Genomic DNA, 17,752 nt, shown 5'->3' on the forward strand with positions numbered 1-17,752 from the left:
GGCTCGTGGCGGGTGCGCTGCCGGGGGGTGTGGCGGCGGCGCGTTCGGCTGCGGAACTCAAGGGGGCGGTGCCGGTCGACGGGGTGTCGGATCGCGCGTCTCGGGGCTGTCGGGTCGTGGGGCCGGTGGGTGTGGTGCCGGTCGGGGAGGTGCTGGTGCGCCGAGTCGGGGGTGCTGCGGGGGTCGCACCCTCGGGTGCGGAGTCGTTGGAGGGCCGGCTCGTGGCGGGTGCGCTGCCGGGGGGTGTGGCGGCGGCGCGTTCGGCTGCGGAACTCAAGGGGGCGGTGCCGGTCGACGGGGTGTCGGATCGCGTGTCTCGGGACCGACCGGTCGTGGGGCCGGTGGGTGTGCTGCCGGCCGGGGAGGTGCTGGTGCGCTGAACCGCCGGGTCCGACGGCGCGGCACCGGTCGTCGAGGCGCTGGACCGTGAGACGCCGGACGGCGAGTTACCGGACGACGAGCCACCGGGCGGTGTGGCGGCGCGCTGAACCGCGGGACCCGAAGGGGCGGCGCCGGCGGTCGAGGCGTCGGGTCGCGAGCCTGCGGAGCGCCGGGCCGTCGAACCCGACGGGGCAGCGCCGGCCGTCGAGTCACCGGACGGAGCTGCGGCGCGCTGGACCGCGGGGCCGGACGGCGCGGCGCCGGCGGCCGAGGCGCCGGACCGTGAGTCGCCGGACTTCCGAGCCGTGGGGTCGGAGGGCGAGCCGGGGGCGCGCCGCACCGTGGGGCCCGACGGGGCGGACCCAGTGGCTGAGTCACCGGGCGAGGAGTCACCGGAGGGCCGAGCCGTGGAGGGCCGAGCCGTTGCGGCGGAGTCACCGGACGGCGGTGTGGCGGCGGCGCGGTCGGCCGAGGAACTCAGCGGTGCGGTGCCGGCCGACGGGGCGGCGTCGGACCGAGCGTCACCGGCACGCGGGGCCGGCGAGCCCGACGGCGACGCACCGGTCGGCGGAGTCGACGAGCTCCCAGCACGTCGTGCGGCGGAGCTCGCACTCGATGAGGGGGTGCCGGTCGGCGGCGCATCGGCCGACGCCCCGCGGGGACCGGAAGGCGAACCTCCGGACGGCGGTGAGGCCGCCGCACGCTGAACCGCGGGACCCGACGGCGACCCACCAGTCGAGGTCGAACCGGACGAGGTGGAACCGGTCGAGGTGGAGCCGGGCGACGAGGCACCGCTCGGCGCGGCGGTGGCCGGCGAAGGACCGGCTGTCGACGCACCGGCGGACGATGTGCCCGTCGGCGAGGGGTGCCCCCCGGACGCCGAACGCGACGTACCGGAAGGCCCCGCCGCCGACGAGCGGGAAGCCGAAGTCGACGGAGCCGACGCCGACGGACCCGCCGGGGACGACGGGGAAGACGGCGACGACGGGCGTGACGAGCGCGACGGGCGTGACGGAAGAAACGCGGGCGCGGTCTCCGCCCCCGGCTCCTCCGGTCCCGCCCCGTCCGTCCGCCCCCGTACGGGCAACCGCAGCGACGGCAGGTCGAGGCTGCCCGGGCTGCCTGCCACCGGAGTGAGGACGTCACGCAGCAGGCCGCCGGGCGCCGAGGACCGCACCGCGTGCCCCAACTCGCCCCCGAAGGACGGGTTCTGGTGCGTCGCGAGCATCGCGCCGAAGCCGTACTCGGCGACCGTCCGGGGCGCCGCGAGCACACGCTGGACCGGCGGCATGCCGATCCACCCGCCGCCACCGCCACGGGTACCGCCACCGGCACCGACGGGCGCCGGGCCCGCAGCCGGAGCGTCCGGGCCCGCCGTGCCGGGGCCCGCCGTGCCCGGATCCGCCGGGTCCGACCCCGGCTCCGGCACGCCGGAAACCTCCGTACCCGGCACCGCGAGGCCATCGCCCCGCGACCCCCGCCGCCACCTGAACAAGCCCATCACTTACCTCGACTCACCGACCGACTGCCCGCCTCACCGACCTGTCACTGCCTCGCCTCCGCCTGTTCCACCAACGTGGCGGTCCGGGCCACGTACGCGCGCCGGTCCGCGTGTTCGAGGTCGAGGATGTCGTTCATGCCCCAGTGGAAGTGGTAGGCGAGGTACGCGACTTCCTCCTCGATGCGGTCGGCCGCGTACGTCACGATTCCCCCAGGCGGCTCCCGGCGAGCTCCACCTCGAAGGACTCCGAGCAGTGCGGGCAGGCCACCGCCGCGCGGGTGTGGCCCTCCGCGTTGATCTGCCGGTAGAAGTCCTGCAGGAAGGCCAGGTCGGAGGCGAACATGTTCTCCACCGTGCCGTCGTGGACGGAGCCGAGCGTGCCCAGCCGGGTGATGACCCGGCCGAGCAGCACGACGGACAGGTACGCCGGGTTCTCGCGCACCCGCACGTCCCGCAGCGGGACGAGCTCGTCACGCGCCGTCGCCAGCCGCATCGCGCCGTTGCGGTGCACGGTGCCGGACTCGTCGACGAAGCCACGCGGAAGCTCGAACTCGAACTCCGTGCGCAGCGGTTCGTGTGCCTGAGCCACCGCCGCCGCTCCGGGCGCCACCGTCGCTCCGGGGGCGGCCGTCATGCCGGGTGCCGCCACCCCCGCCGGGCCTTCGCGCCGCATTATTCGATGACCAGCTCTTCGAAGACGATGGTGACCTGCTCGGTCAGGGCGGCGGCGTCGCCGGCCTTGACCCCGCTGGTCTCCACCTTGCTGCACCAGGCGTTGCGCAGGTTGTACCGCTTCACCGGGCTGTTCTGGTAGTCCATCATCATGATCGTGGCGTTCTTGCGCGCCGAACCCATGTCGCCCGCGATGGACTTGTTGATCCACTCGCTGAAGACCGGGCTCTGCGTCATGCCGCGGGTGACGGTGCACTCGCCGGCCTTCTTCACGCCGGGCATCTTCTTCACGACGGGCTTGCCGTCCGCCGAGACCTGCTGGTACTCGATGACGTCCTGCTCCATCGAGAGGCCGCTGACCTCCTGCAGGTACTCGACCATGACGCCGTCGATCTGCAGGCCGAAATTGTGGGTAGTGAGGGCGTCACCGGGCTGAAGGGACAAGGGAGTTCACTCCTGAAACGGTTCTTGCGGGTGGCTGAAGGGCGGTTCGTACGGGCGTGCTTACTCCTCCAGCTCGCCGCCCCCGCCGGAGAACTGCGCGAGCCGGAAGACCACGAACTCGGCGGGCTTGACCGGCGCGATGCCGATCTCGCAGACGACCCGGCCGAGGTCGACCGACTCGGCGGGGTTGGTCTCCTCGTCACACTTCACGTAGAAGGCGTCCTCGGGGCGCGAGCCGAACAGGGCTCCCGAGCGCCACTCGTTGACCAGGAACGCGGAGACGTTGCGCCGGATGCGGGCCCACAGCGCGTGGTCGTTCGGCTCGAAGACCACCCACTGGGTGCCGATCAGGATCGACTCCTCGAGGTAGTTGAAGTAGCGGCGCACGTTCAGGTAGCGCCAGGCCGGGTCGGACGCCATGGTGCGCGCGCCCCACACCCGGATGCCGCGCCCGGGGAAGGCGCGGATGCAGTTCACGCCGACCGGGTTGAGCAGGTCCTGCTCACCGCGGGTGATCTGCAGCTCCAGGTCCACGGCGCCGCGCACGATCTCGTTGGCCGGCGCCTTGTGCACACCGCGCTCGGCGTCGTTGCGTGCCCAGATGCCCGCCATGTGACCGGACGGCGGCACGACCACCGACTGCCCGGAGGCCGGGTCGAAGGACTTGATCCACGGGTAGTACAGGGCGGCGTAGCGCGAGTCGTAGCCGGCCAGCTCCTGACGCCACTGCCGGACCTGGCGGGCGTTCAGCGACGGCGGCGGGTCGATGATGGCCATCCGGTCGCCCATCAGCTCGCAGTGCGAGATGAGGCCGAGCTGGACCGCCTTGACCTGCTCCTCGTCGATCAGGCCCTGCTGGTAGGCGGCCATCAGGTCGGGCACCGCGACCATGTTGACCTCGTCGAGGGCCTCCAGGCCGCCGAAGCCGGTGCGGTCCGCGGAGTCGCCGATGAACTGGGCGGTCTCCACGCGGGACACGGCGCCGTTCGAGGCGGGCACGGCGGGGGCCGCGGGGGCGGGCGGCGCGAGGGTCACGGTCTGCGCCTCGGGCTTGGCGAGCTGCGCGGCCGCCGTGGCCTCCTCCAGGACGATGGTCTTGGAGCGCTGCTTGACCTGGGTGACGACGTAGTTGCGCGCGGTCTTCTTCGCGCTGACGTCGAAGCTCTCGACGACCTTCTCGCCGTCCTTGACGATCAGCTTGAAGCGGTCCGCCGCGCCCTCGCCCTCGCCGTCCTGCACCTCGACGGTGAGCGCGCCGCCGTCGGTGCTGCCCGAGGTGATCGCCGACACCGTGAAGGTGCCGAGCGCCGCGGGCGTCCCGGCGGTGAGCTCCTTGGGGGACCGGTCCTGCGCGGGAGCGGCCTGCGCTTGCGGCTCGTCGCCGTCCGTGCCGCCGACGCGCACCACGTACGCCGCGGAACCGCCGTTGTTGAAGAAGCCGTACACGGAGTGCGCCAGGTAGTACCCGTCCGTGAACTCGCCGAACGCGGCCACGTACTGCGACCAGTTGGTCACCAGCGTCGGCTCGTTGAGCGGTCCCCGCGGCGCGAGACCGACGAAGGCCGCCACGGAGGTGCCGACCCCTTCGATGGGGCGCGAACCGCTGGCGACTTCCTCGATGTAGACGCCGGGGGACAGGTAGTTGGGCATGCTGCTGTGCTCCAAGGTTCGAGGGCGAGCGGGACCGGCGCACAGCCGGCACGGGTTCGTACCGTGTCGACGATGTCCCACGCGCGCACCGGAGCGTAGAGACGGACGGACGTCAACGAGGGCAGATGCCACTGCCCGTTCAGACGCCCGCCGACACCTTCCGGCCAGAATCCGCGCGCCGGAACCTGGATGCGGCGCGGCGGACCGCCGCCCGTTGCCCTTCCGGTCACCGGATTCGGGCACGGAGCGGAGGCGCGGCGCGGGGCGCGTGCCCGTCGGCGGCTGGATGTGGCCGCTCGATGGCGCATATGCCTCGCACCGCGTGTCCGTGGCGTCAACACCTGGTCAACATGGCCGTACGGGAACCACACGATGCGGGACGACGTCTGTGGCTGACGTAACGTTTGGTGCGGATGGCCATCCGTGGCCAGTACGAAAGGGCACGTCGAAGTGCGTCACGGGGCAAGGAGCGCGGGCTGACAATGCGGGGCGACGCGGATCACGCGGGTGGCGGTCCTGGCCGTGACGGCGACAGCGGAAGCGACCCGGACGACCTGGGCGGGACGCTCTGGTTCCAGGTCCTCGGGCCGGTGCGCGCCTGGCGGGACGGTCAGCCCCTCACGCTCGGCCCGCCGCAGCAGCGCGCCACCCTCGCGGCGCTGCTGCTGCGCGACGGACACCCGGTGTCGGCGGCCGAACTGGTCGACGCGCTGTGGGGCGAGCAGCCGCCGCTGCGCGCGGTCGGCACGCTGCGCACCTACGTCTCCCGGCTGCGCGCCCTCCTCGAACCGGACCGGCGCGCCCGCAGGCCCGCCCGGCTCCTGGTGTCGGCGGGCGACGGCTACGCCCTGCGGGTGCCGCGCGCCTCGCTCGACGCCTGTGAGCTGGAGGACCGGGTGGCCGCGGCGCGCGCGCTGCACGCGGCCGACGAACACGCGGAAGCCCACGCCGAGTTGACCGCGGCCCTCGCCCTGTCGGACGGCGCCCCGCTGGCCGGCCTGCCCGGCCCGTACGCCCGGCGCCAGCGGGACCGGCTCACCGAACTGTCCGTCGCCGCCCAGGAGGAGTACTTCGGCTGCGCGCTGGAACTGGGCCGGCACGGCGAGACGACCGCGCCGCTGAGCGTCTTCGCGGCCGAGCACCCGCTGCGCGAGCGCGCCCAGGCCCTGCTGATGCTCGCCCTGCACCGGGGCGGCCGGCGCGCCGACGCGCTCGCCGTGTACGAGGCCACGCGCCGCAGGCTCGCCGCCGAGCTCGGCGTCGACCCGGGCAGGGAACTCACCTCCCTGTACGAGGGGCTGCTGAAGGGGGCGCCGCTCCCGGCGGCCGGCGCCCCGCGGCCCGGTCTGCGCGCGGCGCCGCACGCCCTGTCGCCGCCCCGCGTCGGCGAGCAGCGCGGACACATGTCCGGGCCGCGCCGGGCCGGAAGCGCCCTCGCCCCTCAGGAGTCGGCCACCGGCCTGCGGGGCGCCGGGCCCCGTGCGTACGGGCACCTGGCGGTGGCGCGGCGGGGCGAGACCCCGAGCGGCGCCACCCCGACGGGCGGTGCCCCCGGCGTCGGTTCCGCGGCCCGCGCGGCAGCGGACCGTACGGCCACGAGCCGTCCGGCCCCGCACCCCACGGCCGTCACCGCCCCGGACCGTACCGTCACCACCGCCCCGGCCCCCGTGCGCGCCGAGCCCGACCGCCACCTCGACCTCCCCCGCCTGCACGCCCTGCGCGCCCCGGCCCCCGCGCCGCTCACCCCCGCCCAACTCCTGCCCGACGTACCGGACTTCACCGGGCGCGAGGCCGAGGCGCGGCTGCTGACCGAGACGCTGAGCGCCGCCGCGTCCGGCAGCGCGATGGCCGTCGCCACCCTCACCGGCCTCGGTGGCGTCGGCAAGACCGCGCTCGCGGTGCACGTCGCGCACGCCTTACGGGGTGAGTTCCCCGACGGGCAGCTGTATGTGGACCTGCGCGGCGCGGACCCGGCGCCCGGCGTGGACAGCGGCAGGGCGCTCACCGGGTTCCTGCGCGCCCTCGGCGTGCCCGAGAGCGCCGTGCCGGACGGCCTCGACCAGCAGACCGCGCTGTACCGCTCGCTGCTCGCCGGGCGCCGGGTGCTCGTGCTCCTCGACAACGCCCGCGACACCGCGCAGGTGCGGCCGCTGCTGCCCGGCACGCCGGGCTGCGCGGTCCTGGTGACCAGCCGCTCGCGGACCATCACGCTGCCCGGCGCGCGCCTGCTCGACGTCGAGACGATGGACGAGGCACAGGGCCTCGGCCTGCTCTCCGCCATGGCCGGCGCCGAGCGCGTGTCCGCCGAACCGGCCGCCGCCCGCGAACTGGTCGCCACCTGCGGCGGATTGCCGCTGGCCGTCCGGATCGCCGCCGCCCGCCTGGCCGCCCGGCCGGGCCGCTCCGTCGCCGACCTCGCCGCGCGGCTGCGCGACGAGCACCGCAGGCTGGACGAGCTGCGGGTGGACGACCTGAATGTCGAGGCGAGCTTCCGGCTCGGCTACGAGGCGCTGGAACCGGGCCTCGCCCGCGCCTTCCGCCTGGTCTCGCTCTGCTACATGCCGTCCTTCTGCCGGGGCGCGGCGGGCGCGCTCCTCGACGTGAGCGACGAGGAGGCGGAGATCGCGGTGGAACGCCTCGTCGACGCGGGGCTCATGGAGCTGCACGGCGAGGACCGCTACCGCTTCCACGACCTCGTGCGGCTCTTCGCGCGCCGTCAGTGCGAGCGCCGCGAGAGCGCCCGGGAGCGCGCCGCCGCCCGGCTCCGCTTCCTCGACTACGTGCTGGCCACCGTCATCACCGCGATCCGCCGCACCAAGCCGCACAGCGTGCTGCCGCAGCTGCTGCACGTGCCGGCCTCCGCGGGCAAGCCGCTGCCGGACGAGGCCGCCGCGCACGACTGGCTGGTCGTGGCGCACTCCCGGCTGTGCGCCGCCGCGGAGAACGCGCTGCTGCACGTGCCGGACGCGGTGGACGCCGAGGCCGGGACCCCGGGCGCCGGGACCGCGCACGCCCCGGCGCCGGACGGACCGCCCGGCCTGCGCCCCACCGTCGACCTGCTCACCGCCTGGTCCCACCTGGTGGCGGGCACCGCCCGCCACCGCGACCTCGAACCCCTCGCCGAACTGGCGCTGCGCACCGCGCGCGCCCACGGCGACGACCGGTCCGCGGCCCGCGCGCTCCGCCTGCTCGGCGCCCCGCACTACGGCACCGAGACCTACGGCCGCGCCGAGCGCGCGCTGCGCGAGAGTCTGCGCCTCGCCGCGTCCGCGGGCGACCCGCTGGTCGGCGCGGAGGGCAGCCACGAGCTGGGCATCGTCCTGATCAGCATGGGCCGCCACGAGGAGGCGCTGGAGCAACTGCGGCTCTCGTACGCGCGGTTCGGCGCGCTCGGCGGCCACGGCGACCGGATCCGCATCCTGTCCCACATGGCCCGGGCGTACATCGGCCTCGGCCGGCGGGCGGAGGCGGACACCGCCGTCGTCGCGGCCGAGCGCCAGGCGCGCGGATCGGACTCCACGTCCACGCTCGCGCACGTCCTCTACCAAGCGGGCTGCACCCTGCTGCGGGACGGCCGCGCCGGTGCGGCGGCGGACCGGCTGCGCGAGGCACAGCGGCTGCACGGCAGCGCGCGCAACCCGCGCTGGGAGGCGCTGTGCTGGGCCCGCCTCGCCTCCTGCGAACTGGAGCAGGACAGACCCGTCGAGGCCATGGAGTGCGCGGACACGGCGCTCGCGGTGGAGGCCGAACTGGGCGACGCGTTCTGCCACGCGCTGGCGATGGCCGCCCGCGGCCGCGCGCTGCTCGCCCTCGGCGACCTCGACCGGGCCAGGGCCGCGCTGCGGATCGCCCACCGCGGCATGGACCGGCGCGGTGCCCTGGAGGCCACCGAGATCGCCGCATTCCTGTCCGGCGGGCCACCCTGCCCCGACGCCCCGAGCCCCGCCCTGTCGGCCCACCGGTGAACCGCGGCGCGAGGCCCGGCCTACGGTGTACGCACGGGCGGGATGTCCCCTTCGTGCGCCCTTGAACCCGCCCCGCACACACCGCCGTTGCGTGGGGTGACCGCGGGGGCCGTACGGGAGGGCAGGACGGGCTGCCCCTGACGTCGCCCTTTCGTACAAGGCGACGCCTGGGGGCGCGCTCTACCGTGCCCGTATGACGTGGTGGAACTCCCTTGACCCGGCCGCGGTGACCGTTGATGCCGGTGGCCGCGCGACCGTACGGTTCCGCGTACGCAACACGGGAGACACCGTCGAGGAGTACCGGCTCGCGGTGGTCGGCGCCACGTCGGGATGGGCCCGCGTCGAACCGGACGTGCTGCGGCTCTACCCGGGCAGCGAGGGCACGGCCGAGATCTCGTTCGCGCCGCCCCGCTCACCGGACGCGCCGGCCGGACCCACCCCGTACGGCATCCGCGTCGAGCCCCGGGAGAACCCCGAGGCCCGCGACGTCGTCGAAGGCCAGGTCACCGTCGCGCCGTTCTCGGAGATACGGGCCGAACTGCTGCCGCCCACCATCGTCGGACGCCTGCGCGGCCGTGCCTCGGTCGCCGTCGACAACCTCGGCAACACCCCGCTGACCGCGACCCTCTCCGTCCGCGACGACGCAGGACGGCTGATCTGCGAGGCCACTCCGGCGGCCATCCGGGCGGCCCCCGGCCGGGCCGCGTTCGCGCGCCTCACCGTGCGCCCGCAGCGGGTGCTGTGGACGGGGACCGCGCAGCCGCACCCGCTCACCGTCGCGGTCCGCCGCTCCGGTGACGAACAGGCCCACGAGCTGCCCGGCAGCTTCGAGCAGCGGCCGGTCCTGTCCCGGCCGCTGCTCGCGCTCGGCGGCGTCGTCGCGGCGCTCTGCGCCGCGTTCCTCGTGGCCTGGTTCTCCTACGCGCCCGACTTCACCGGGTCGACGCGCGAGAACCAGGCCGGGGCCGCGCCCGCCGCCGTACCGCAGGGCGGTGAGAAGGACGAGCCGGCGGACGCACCGAAGGACGCCAAGAACAAGGGCGGCAAGGGCGGCGGCCACGGCGACGGGGGAGCGGGCGGCAGCGGCATCGGCGCGGGCCCCGCCGGCGCGGACGCGGCCGGCTCCTCGGACGACGCGTCCGCAGGGGGCGGCGGCGGTGACGGCGCGGACACGAAGGCCGGGCCGGCCCGCGGCGCGGAACGCCGTTCCGGCCCGCCGTGGCGGCGCGGCTACCGGGCGGACGTGGTGGTCGAGTACGCCCAGCGCCGCCTCGCCGCCCTCGGCTCCAGCAACCCCTGCACCCTCACCGGGCACTTCTCGCCCGGTGTGATCGACGCCAACACCGAGGCCAAACTCATCTGTTACCAGAAGGCCGTCGTCCGCAGCGGACGCGACTCAGGGCGCAACACCGCGCAGATCTTCGAGACCGACCCGGAAGGCACGCTCGGCCGGGCCACCCTGACCTCCCTGTGGGCCCAGGGCATCCGCCCCGACGACGTCCGTTCCGGCGCCGAGGGCTGGGAGGTCGTGCAGTTGCAGGCCGCGTTCTGGTGGGCCTCACAGGCCGGCATCAGCGACAAGGACCTGGACCGCGACCGGGAGTACGCCGAACACGGCGTCGCCTACTTCGAGAACGATCGCACACCCCCCACGACCGCCCGTTACAGCAGCAATACCGCCACCCACATCAAGGAGTACCAGGTGTCCGTCGGCCTTCCGGCGACCGGCACCGCCGACAGCGCCACCTTGCGGGCGCTCGTCGGCGGCAGCGTCAACAACCCCGGCGTGGCGGGGCGGTGAGCGGCATGTGGACCTCACTGGAACCGTCCGCGACCTCCGTGGACCCCGGCTCCACCGCGAGCGTACGGCTGCGCGTGCGCAACACCGGCGACACGGTGGAGGAGTACCGCCTCCAGGTCGTCGGCGCCGCCGCGGGCTGGTCCCGCGTGCAGCCCGACGTGCTGCGCCTGTACCCGGGGGCCGAGGGCACCGCCGAGGTGTCGTTCGCGCCGCCCCGGACCTCGGACGCGGTGGCCGGTCCCACGCCGTTCGGCGTCCGGGTCATGCCCCGGGAGAACCCGCAGACGGCCGGCGTGGCCGAGGGCCAGGTCACCGTGGGCCCGTTCGCCGAACTCCGCTCGGAGCTCCTGCCGTTGATCGTGCGCGGCCGGCTGAGCGCCAAGGCGTCGGTGGCCGTCGACAACCTCGGCAACCAGCAGCTGACGGCGTCCCTGTCCGGGCGGGAGAACGGCGAGGAGCTGGAGGTCGAGGCGGAGCCGGGCTCCGTCCAGGTGGCCCCGGGCCGCGCCGGCTTCGCGGACCTGCGCATCAAGCCCGGCGCGGTGAGCTGGGTCGGCGGCACCCGCAAGCACCCGTTCACCGTCTCCGTGCTGCGGGCCGGGGTGCCCGAGCCGGTCGAGCTGCGCGGTACCTACGTCCAGCCCTCGGTGATCCCGCGCTGGGTGATGGCGGTGCTCTCGGTCCTCGTCGCGGCGGCCGTGGCCTTCGCCGTGGTGTGGTTCCAGCACAAGCCGACCATGGCCACGGCGGCCAGGGAGAAGCCGGGGCGGCAGGAGGTGCTCCCGCACGACGACGGCATGAAGAAGGCGCCGAGCCCGTCGCCGAGCGAGGAGAAGAAGAAGGAGGAGAAGCCCCCGCCCGCGGACAACGCCAAGGACGACGCGCCCCCGGCCAAGCCGGGCGGCGGCGGGGAGAAGGACGACAAGCCCAAGGGCCCCAAGACGCACACCATCCGCAGCGACGAGGGCAGCGGCTGGTACCTGGAGGTCAAGAAGGGCGAGAAGGCCGACGGCACCTACGTCGGACAGAACCCCAGCCAGACGGACGAGTTCGGCAAGAACCAGGAGTGGATCCTGCACCACTACCCGGAGTCCGACACGTACGCCCTGGAGCCCGCCAACGCCCCGGGCACCGTCCTGGACCAGAAGATCAACACCAACATCGCCCAGATCTTCCACGCGCCGCCGGAGAACATCAGGACCGGGCGGCTGCCGGACAACCAGAAGTGGAAGCTGGAGCGGCGCGACGACGGCCTGACGCGGATCGTCGGCGTCGGCAACGGCGAGTGCCTCGTCGACATGCAGAACGACACGAGCGCCGTCACCTGGAAGTGCGACGACCGCAAGAGCATGGGCTGGACGATCTCCGACTGGCCCGAGTAAGGGCGCGGGGCCGGAACGGCGGATGCGGGCGGTGCCGAGAAGGCACCGCCCGCATCCGGCCGTTCCGGCCCCTGCCATCCGGCCGTTCGGCCCCGGTGGGTCACTGCCAGGGCAGTGCCGCACCGGGTTCGAGCCGTCCCATCTTGCGGTACTCCCGCCGCGCCCCGGCCCGCACGTCGTCACCCGAGACCGGGCCCCCGTGCCCCGCCGCCAGATACGCGGCCGTCACGGCGGCCGACCGGATGGCGCCGCCGGCCAGCTCGAACTCCTTGGCGCAGCGCGCGAGTTCGTCCTCGATGTCCGGCGCGCAGGGCGTGTCGGCGAGGCTGGTCCGCCACAGCGCCAGGCGCTGCTCGATGTCCGGGAACGGGAAGTCGACCACCAGGTCGAGCCGGCGCGTGAACGCGTCGTCGATGTTGGCCCGCAGGTTCGTGGTCAGCACCGCGATCCCGTCGAACGCCTCCAGGCGCTGCAGCAGATACGCGCTCTCCAGGTTGGCGTACCGGTCGTGCGAGCTCTTGACCTCGGAGCGCTTGCCGAAGACGGCGTCGGCCTCGTCGAAGAGCAGCACCGCGTCCGTGCGGTCCGCCTCCACGAAGATCCGCTCCAGGTTCTTCTCCGTCTCGCCGACGTACTTGTCGACGACCGCCGACAGGTCCACCACGTAGAGGTCCAGGCCGAGTTCACCGGCCACCACCTCCGCCGACAGCGTCTTGCCGGTGCCGGAGTCGCCGGCGAACAGCGCGATCACCCCGCGCCCGCGCCCGCCGCCGGTGCGCAGCCGCCACTCGCCGAGCACCTTGTCGCGGTGCCGCGCGCGCAGCGCCAACTCGTGGAGCAGGCCGAGTGGTTCGTCCGGCAGGACCAGATCGCCGAAGCCGACCTCGGGCCGGATCCGCCGGGCGTGCTTGTCGAGCAGCGGCGCGGACTGCAGCCGGGCGTTGTGCTGCAGATGGGCCGCGGTCGGCGCGGTCCCGTCGAACGCGGCGTGCTCCGCGGCGCCGCGCGCCGCGCGCCGGATCTGCGCGCCGCTGAGCCGGTACGGCGCGACGGCCTCGCCGAGGTCGAAGTCCGGCGCGTAGGCGGGGGTGTGCCGGGCGAGTTCGCCGTGCCAGGCACCGGCCGCGTCGACGCCGTCCTGCGGCGCGTCCAGCGCGAGCAGCCCGGCGTCCGGCGCCCACCCCGGGTCGTACGGCTCACCGCCGAAGAAGACCACCGGTACGTCGCCGGTGGCCAGGGACCGCACCAGCGGCCCCGCGTCGGCGGGGAGCGGTCCGACGACCAGGGCCGCCCGCCGCAGCCGCGCCTCGCGGACGAGCGCGGTGGCGGCGGCCGTCCCGGACCCGCCGTCCCCGGTGCGGGCCGGCGGGCAGTACCGGAGCACGGGCAGCCCGGCCGCCCGCAGCGCCTCGGTCACCGGACCGGCGGCGGTGCCCTCCCTGCGCTCGCGCAGATGGACCAGGAGCGGCCGTTCGGCGGCGAGCTCCGCGATCCGGGCGGCCGACGGGTGCGCGGGCGCCTCCGCCTCCCCGCAGGCCAGCAACTCGACGTCGTGTCCGACCAGTTCGGGGTCGAGGGCGTCGTCGCCGAGCAGCTGCGCGACCACCCGTTCCGGTACGCGCAGGGCGCGCCCCGGCAGCGGCCGGTCCTCGTCCTCGACGACGATCAGGCCACCGGCGCGCAGCGGCGCCCGCGGGTGGAAGCGGGTGCGGGCGAGCGGGTCGTGCGGCCCGGTGCCCGCGAGGTCGAGGGCCAGCGCGACGGTGGCCCTGCGCCGCCCGACGTCGTCGTTGAGGTAGCCGTACAGCGGCTCGAAGCGGCGGTCGACGTCGGGCGCGAGGGCGGCCAGGAGGATCTCCCGGTCGAGCGCGCCGAGTCCGAAGCGCCGCGCCAGTTCCGCCAGCGGATCGTGCGCGTCGTCACCGTCCGCGTCCGCGGGCCGCGGCGGCTCCGGCGCGGGAGCGGTGGCGAGCCGCTGGGCCGTCTCGCGCGTCACGTACAGGCCGCGCAGCGGATCCGCGGCCGTGGGGTCGGCGGCCCCGCGCCGCTCCACGAGCTCGGCCACCCGGCCGCGCAGTGCGTCCAGGCGCGCCAGCATCGCCTCGGCGGCGCTCACCGCGGCCCCGCCCCGTCGCCCCGCTGGGTGCGCAGCATCCGGGGCTTCGCGTCGCCGGGCACGCCGTCGATGCCGCGGACGCCCACGACCGCGCCCTCGGTGACCGGCGGCGCCACGTCGTACGTCGGCGAGACCGGGAAGGGCACGGTGATGACCACGTCCAGGGACGGTTTGAGCTCACCGCCGAGCGCCGACCAGATGTCCGCGATGGAGCGGGACTCGGGCGGCGGCACCGCGACGGTCAGCGGCAGGGTGGCGCGCAGCGCGGCGAGCGCGTCGGGCAGGTTCTCCGGCGGCAGCAGCTCGTGCGCGAGCAGGGTGCCGAGGGCCGCCGAGAGGAGCCGGTGCTCGTCCTCGGGGCGGTTGGTCCACGCGGTGAGCAGGTAGGAGAGCCGGAACCAGCGCGGCGGCTGCCGCCTGCGCAGCACCGTGCCGTCAGGACCGCGCTCGGCGTAGGCGCCGCGCTCGCGCCGGGCCACGTCCTCCCGGATGTCGTACAGGTAGGAGTTGAGCGTCGGGGCGTTGCGGCGCGCGGCCCAGTCGCGGGTCGGGGCCTCGAAGACGACCTCGCCGGTGCCTTCGGGGAGCGCGCCGCGCAGCAGTCCGCGCAGCGCCTCGTCGACTTCGTGGATCACGGCCGGACTCCTCGGACGGGAAGTCCGCGCCGGGGGGCGCGGTGAGGAGGCTGGTTCGGTCGCATCAGATGTATCCCTCCCGCAGCGCGTACGCGACGGCATGCGCGCGGTTCTGCAGCTGCAGGCGCGTCATCAGCGCGTGCAGGACGTTCTTGACGGTGCGTTCGGAGTAGGCGAGCTTCTCCGAGATCTGCTTGGTGTCCAGACCCTCCGCGATCAGCCGCACCACGTCCACCTCGCGGGGTGCCATGCCCAGGGTGGGCACGAGGGTCCCGGCGCCGGAGGGCGGGCCGTCGAGCGCGGAGAGCCGCAGGCGGCCCAGCTGGGTCATGAGCCGGTTGATGAGGTCGGGCGGCAGCTCGCCCTCGCCGCGCGCCGCGCTGTGCACGGCGCGCAGCAGCTTCTGCGGGGTCGCCTGGTGCCGCCAGAGGATGGCGCGCACGCCGTACTCGACGACCGAGAGGAGTTCGGGCTCGCGCAGTTCGCTCGCGATGAGGACGACGCGCTGTTCGGTGGAGCGGGTCAGGCGCCGCAGCTCGGCGCCCGCCGTGTCGTCGAGCCGGTCCACGAGCATGACGGCGACCCGGTCCGGTGCGGACGCGGGGGAGCGGGCCGGTTCGGGGGCCGGCGGGCCGTCTCCGGCCCTGTCCACCAGTTCGACGGTCGGTTCGTGCCGGAGATGACTGATCACTCCGGCCCGGCTGAGGGGGTCGGCGGCGTGCACGGCCACCGATATGCGTGTATCGGACACTGAAGTTCCCTGTCTTCCCCCGAATAGCGACAGGGGCAGGGTGACCAGAACCGATCAACAAACGATTGCCGACGAATCAACGCGGACGTTTACCGGCACGTCCCGGTCGTCTCGCGGTCGCTTTCGAAGGTACCCCGGAAGGGCGCCGCTCACTCCTCCCCGGCGGACAGGAGCCCGTCGCCCGGCGGCCGATGGGCCCCCGCACGGGCGCCGTGCCGACTCCGCCGCTCTCCCGTACCGTCGCTTCCAGGGCGCATGCCCGCCTGCGCACGCCCGTGACCTGGTGATGCGTGGCGGAGGCGGGCCAGGGGTACCAGCGCGGGCGGATCGGTGACCCGATGGAAAGGAGCCTCCGTGAGCGAGAAGGACCGACTGCGGACCTACCGGGGGAAGCGGCACTTCGACCGCACGCGGGAGCCGAGCGGCGACCGCGGCGACGAGCCCGGCGGCGAGCGCGCCGGGCGGGACGACGAACCCGTCTTCGTGGTGCAGATCCATGACGCGAGCACCCTGCACTTCGACTTCCGGCTGGAGGTCGACGGCGTGCTCAAGTCCTGGTCGGTCCCCAAGGGCCCGTCCACCGACCCGCACGACAAGCGGCTCGCCATCCCCACCGAGGACCACCCCATGGACTACCGGGACTTCGAAGGGGTGATCCCCGAGGGCGAGTACGGCGGCGGCACCGTCATCGTCTGGGACCGCGGCACCTACACCCCGACCAGCCACGACAAGCAGCAGCGGCCCGTACCGTTCGGCGAGGCCCTGGAGCACGGCCACGCCACCTTCGACCTGCACGGCGAGAAACTGCGCGGCCCGTACGCGCTCACCCGGTTCCACGGCCGCGAGGAGCAGGACGGCGGCTCCGCCAAGCCGACCTGGCTGCTCGTGCGGGCCGGGTCCGCGGGCGCCAAGAGCGGCGGCACCCCCGACCCGCGGCGGGCCCGCTCCGCCCGCAGCGGCCGCACCCTGCGCCAGGTCGCCGAGGCCCCGGACGCCCCCGGATGGGAGCCCGGCGCCGGTGGGAAGGGGTGACGAGCCGCCTCGACACGCTGACGGCCGAGGCGGCCGGGCGGCTGCGCGACGCGGCGCCCGGCGTCGAGCTCGCCGCCGCACCCATGCCGGCGAGACTCAGCGACCGGCGTGACTTCCCCGCGGGCTGGATCGAGCGGAAGCCCGACGGCATCCGGGTGCTCGCCGTCCGCGAGAACGGCCGGGTCACCCTCCGCTCCCGCTCCGGACGACGGCCCCGGCCCACCTGAGGACCTTTGTCCCTCAGGTGAGTGCGGAAGGTCCCGGTATGGGGGGTTCCTTCTGCGGAACCACACGGCTGACGCCCGGAACCGGATGAGGGAGAAGGCTGTGCCACGGGACATGAGTGTGGGCAACGAACGGGAGCGGACGGCACGGCGGGAGGAGGCGGCGCCCCACGCGCCGACGGCGGGGCAGCAGGCGGTGCGGCGCCCGCGGGCCCTGCGCAGGAGGTTCTGGAAGACCAGGGCGCTGCGCCTGGTCCCGCCCGGCGAACGCGGGCCCGCGGCCCCCGGCAGCGCGGACGCCCCGCCACCGGGCGGCGCGGGCCGGACGCCGGGCGCGCCCTGCTGGCTGAGCCTGGTCACCCGTGACATCCGGGCCGCCGAGGAGTTCTACGGCCGGGTCCTCGGCTGGTGCCACGTGCCGCTGCTCGGCTCGGCGGGCCGGGCCCGCTCGCTGGCGCTGAAGGGCGGGGCGCCGGTGGGGACCCTCAGCGAGACCACCGGTGACCTGGGCGGTTACGCGAGCTGGATGCCGTACTTCCTCGTGCGCGACGTGGACACCGCCGTCGCCCGGCTCCGCGAACGCGGCGCCACCGTGGCGGTCGGGCCGCTGACCACCGGAGCCGGCCGGGTCGCCGTGGTGGCGGGCCCGGAGGACGCGGTGTTCGGCGTCCGCCAGAAGGCCCCCGATCTGCGCTGGAGCGTGGGACAGGGCCCGACGGCCCGGCTCGAACTGCACACCGGGGACATCTTCGCGGCGGCCCTCTTCTACGGGGGCGTCCTGGGCTGGGCCGGCGACCCGGAGGCCGGCTGCGACGTGGAGTACGTCGACGACCGGATAGCGGTCCTCGACGGCCGGCACCGGGTCGCCGCCCTGCGGGGCGGGCCGGCGCCGGGCTCCGCGGGTCGCCACCGCTGGCACCCGGCCTTCCGGGTGGCCGACGTCGACGCGGCCGCCGCCGCGGCCCTCGACCGGGGCGGCCGGGTGATCGCGCCGCCGAGCGGACCGCCCTCCCGCCGGGAGGCCGTGCTGGGCGACCGCGAAGGCATCCCCTTCACGGTCGTCGCCACCTGAAAGGGCGGGCCGGGCACCGAGGAGCACGGCGCGTACGAGTACCCGGCGCACGGCGCGAGCCGGACGCGCGGCGCGACTCGGACGGACAGCACGCGTCGACGCGAAGGCGCGGCGAGACGCAGAGAG

The 17,752-nt window shown here is 75.0% G+C and carries 14 protein-coding genes; 7 read left to right on the top strand and 7 right to left on the bottom strand.

The genetic code is table 11. The features are described from left to right. On the top strand, window positions 1-380 hold a 380-nt coding region (locus ACZ6B8_RS07665; protein ID WP_471606605.1), incomplete at its 5' end, for a hypothetical protein. A gap of 1,546 nt (window positions 381-1,926) precedes the next feature. On the opposite strand, the gene ACZ6B8_RS07670 is transcribed toward ACZ6B8_RS07665, so the two are convergent. The 4 genes from ACZ6B8_RS07670 to ACZ6B8_RS07685 are packed head-to-tail and all read right to left on the bottom strand — an operon-like array spanning window position 1,927 to window position 4,648. Beyond that, window positions 1,927-2,085: a DUF6760 family protein gene (locus ACZ6B8_RS07670; RefSeq protein ID WP_355804756.1), complete on the bottom strand. Its 159-nt coding sequence runs from the start codon at window positions 2,083-2,085 to the stop codon at window positions 1,927-1,929. Continuing rightward, the gene (locus tag ACZ6B8_RS07675) at window positions 2,082-2,555 is read right to left on the bottom strand and encodes a hypothetical protein (protein WP_471077133.1); all 474 of its coding nucleotides are present in this window, start codon (window positions 2,553-2,555) and stop codon (window positions 2,082-2,084) included. Before ACZ6B8_RS07675 ends, ACZ6B8_RS07670 begins: the two co-directional genes overlap by 4 nt. Beyond that, window positions 2,555-2,998, bottom strand: a complete 444-nt coding sequence (locus tag ACZ6B8_RS07680) for a phage tail protein (RefSeq protein WP_205040150.1) — start codon at window positions 2,996-2,998, stop codon at window positions 2,555-2,557. The genes ACZ6B8_RS07675 and ACZ6B8_RS07680 overlap by 1 nt, the downstream gene beginning before the upstream one ends. A gap of 60 nt (window positions 2,999-3,058) precedes the next feature. Beyond that, the gene (locus tag ACZ6B8_RS07685; RefSeq protein WP_471077136.1) at window positions 3,059-4,648 is read right to left on the bottom strand and encodes a phage tail sheath subtilisin-like domain-containing protein; all 1,590 of its coding nucleotides are present in this window, start codon (window positions 4,646-4,648) and stop codon (window positions 3,059-3,061) included. A gap of 482 nt (window positions 4,649-5,130) precedes the next feature. Here ACZ6B8_RS07685 and ACZ6B8_RS07690 point away from each other — a divergent pair, with 482 nt between their 5' ends. The 3 genes from ACZ6B8_RS07690 (at window position 5,131) to ACZ6B8_RS07700 (ending at window position 11,796) form a co-directional block, all read left to right on the top strand. Continuing rightward, window positions 5,131-8,613: an AfsR/SARP family transcriptional regulator gene (locus ACZ6B8_RS07690; RefSeq protein ID WP_471606606.1), complete on the top strand. Its 3,483-nt coding sequence runs from the start codon at window positions 5,131-5,133 to the stop codon at window positions 8,611-8,613. 193 nt (window positions 8,614-8,806) lie between these two features. Then, window positions 8,807-10,414: a peptidoglycan-binding protein gene (locus ACZ6B8_RS07695; protein WP_471606607.1), complete on the top strand. Its 1,608-nt coding sequence runs from the start codon at window positions 8,807-8,809 to the stop codon at window positions 10,412-10,414. Between the two features lie 5 nt (window positions 10,415-10,419). Then, window positions 10,420-11,796, top strand: a complete 1,377-nt coding sequence (locus ACZ6B8_RS07700) for an RICIN domain-containing protein (protein WP_471077145.1) — start codon at window positions 10,420-10,422, stop codon at window positions 11,794-11,796. Between the two features lie 100 nt (window positions 11,797-11,896). On the opposite strand, the gene ACZ6B8_RS07705 is transcribed toward ACZ6B8_RS07700, so the two are convergent. The 3 genes from ACZ6B8_RS07705 to ACZ6B8_RS07715 all read right to left on the bottom strand — a co-directional run bounded on the left by ACZ6B8_RS07705 (window position 11,897) and on the right by ACZ6B8_RS07715 (window position 15,298). Next, the gene (locus ACZ6B8_RS07705) at window positions 11,897-13,912 is read right to left on the bottom strand and encodes an AAA family ATPase (protein ID WP_471606608.1); all 2,016 of its coding nucleotides are present in this window, start codon (window positions 13,910-13,912) and stop codon (window positions 11,897-11,899) included. Continuing rightward, the gene (locus ACZ6B8_RS07710; protein WP_471077148.1) at window positions 13,909-14,547 is read right to left on the bottom strand and encodes a Pvc16 family protein; all 639 of its coding nucleotides are present in this window, start codon (window positions 14,545-14,547) and stop codon (window positions 13,909-13,911) included. Before ACZ6B8_RS07710 ends, ACZ6B8_RS07705 begins: the two co-directional genes overlap by 4 nt. Window positions 14,548-14,611: 64 nt before the next feature. Continuing rightward, on the bottom strand, window positions 14,612-15,298 hold the full coding sequence (locus ACZ6B8_RS07715) for a response regulator transcription factor (RefSeq protein WP_471077151.1): 687 nt from the start codon (window positions 15,296-15,298) through the stop codon (window positions 14,612-14,614). 354 nt (window positions 15,299-15,652) lie between these two features. On the opposite strand from ACZ6B8_RS07715, the gene ACZ6B8_RS07720 reads away from it, so the two are divergent. From ACZ6B8_RS07720 to ACZ6B8_RS07730, 3 genes are all read left to right on the top strand, one after another. Continuing rightward, window positions 15,653-16,330 carry a DNA polymerase ligase N-terminal domain-containing protein gene (locus ACZ6B8_RS07720; RefSeq protein ID WP_471606609.1) on the top strand — a complete coding sequence of 226 codons (678 nt, stop codon included), beginning with the start codon at window positions 15,653-15,655 and terminating at the stop codon, window positions 16,328-16,330. Then, the gene (locus tag ACZ6B8_RS07725) at window positions 16,327-16,557 is read left to right on the top strand and encodes a hypothetical protein (protein ID WP_471606610.1); all 231 of its coding nucleotides are present in this window, start codon (window positions 16,327-16,329) and stop codon (window positions 16,555-16,557) included. The genes ACZ6B8_RS07720 and ACZ6B8_RS07725 overlap by 4 nt, the downstream gene beginning before the upstream one ends. Before the next feature lie 112 nt (window positions 16,558-16,669). Continuing rightward, the gene (locus ACZ6B8_RS07730) at window positions 16,670-17,626 is read left to right on the top strand and encodes a VOC family protein (RefSeq protein ID WP_471606611.1); all 957 of its coding nucleotides are present in this window, start codon (window positions 16,670-16,672) and stop codon (window positions 17,624-17,626) included. The last annotated feature ends 126 nt before the right edge of the window (window positions 17,627-17,752 follow it).

Source organism: Streptomyces sp. NPDC041122 (genome assembly GCF_055592445.1).

Bases quoted from the DNA above. Each gene is read 5' to 3' on its own strand.
- ACZ6B8_RS07700 (WP_471077145.1), top strand. From the start codon at position 10,420: ATGTGGACCTCACTGGAACCGTCCGCGACCTCCGTGGACCCCGGCTCC.
- ACZ6B8_RS07695 (WP_471606607.1), top strand. From the start codon at position 8,807: ATGACGTGGTGGAACTCCCTTGACCCGGCCGCGGTGACCGTTGATGCC.
- ACZ6B8_RS07730 (WP_471606611.1), top strand. From the start codon at position 16,670: ATGAGTGTGGGCAACGAACGGGAGCGGACGGCACGGCGGGAGGAGGCG.
- ACZ6B8_RS07690 (WP_471606606.1), top strand. From the start codon at position 5,131: ATGCGGGGCGACGCGGATCACGCGGGTGGCGGTCCTGGCCGTGACGGC.
- ACZ6B8_RS07675 (WP_471077133.1), bottom strand. From the start codon at position 2,555: ATGCGGCGCGAAGGCCCGGCGGGGGTGGCGGCACCCGGCATGACGGCC.
- ACZ6B8_RS07685 (WP_471077136.1), bottom strand. From the start codon at position 4,648: ATGCCCAACTACCTGTCCCCCGGCGTCTACATCGAGGAAGTCGCCAGC.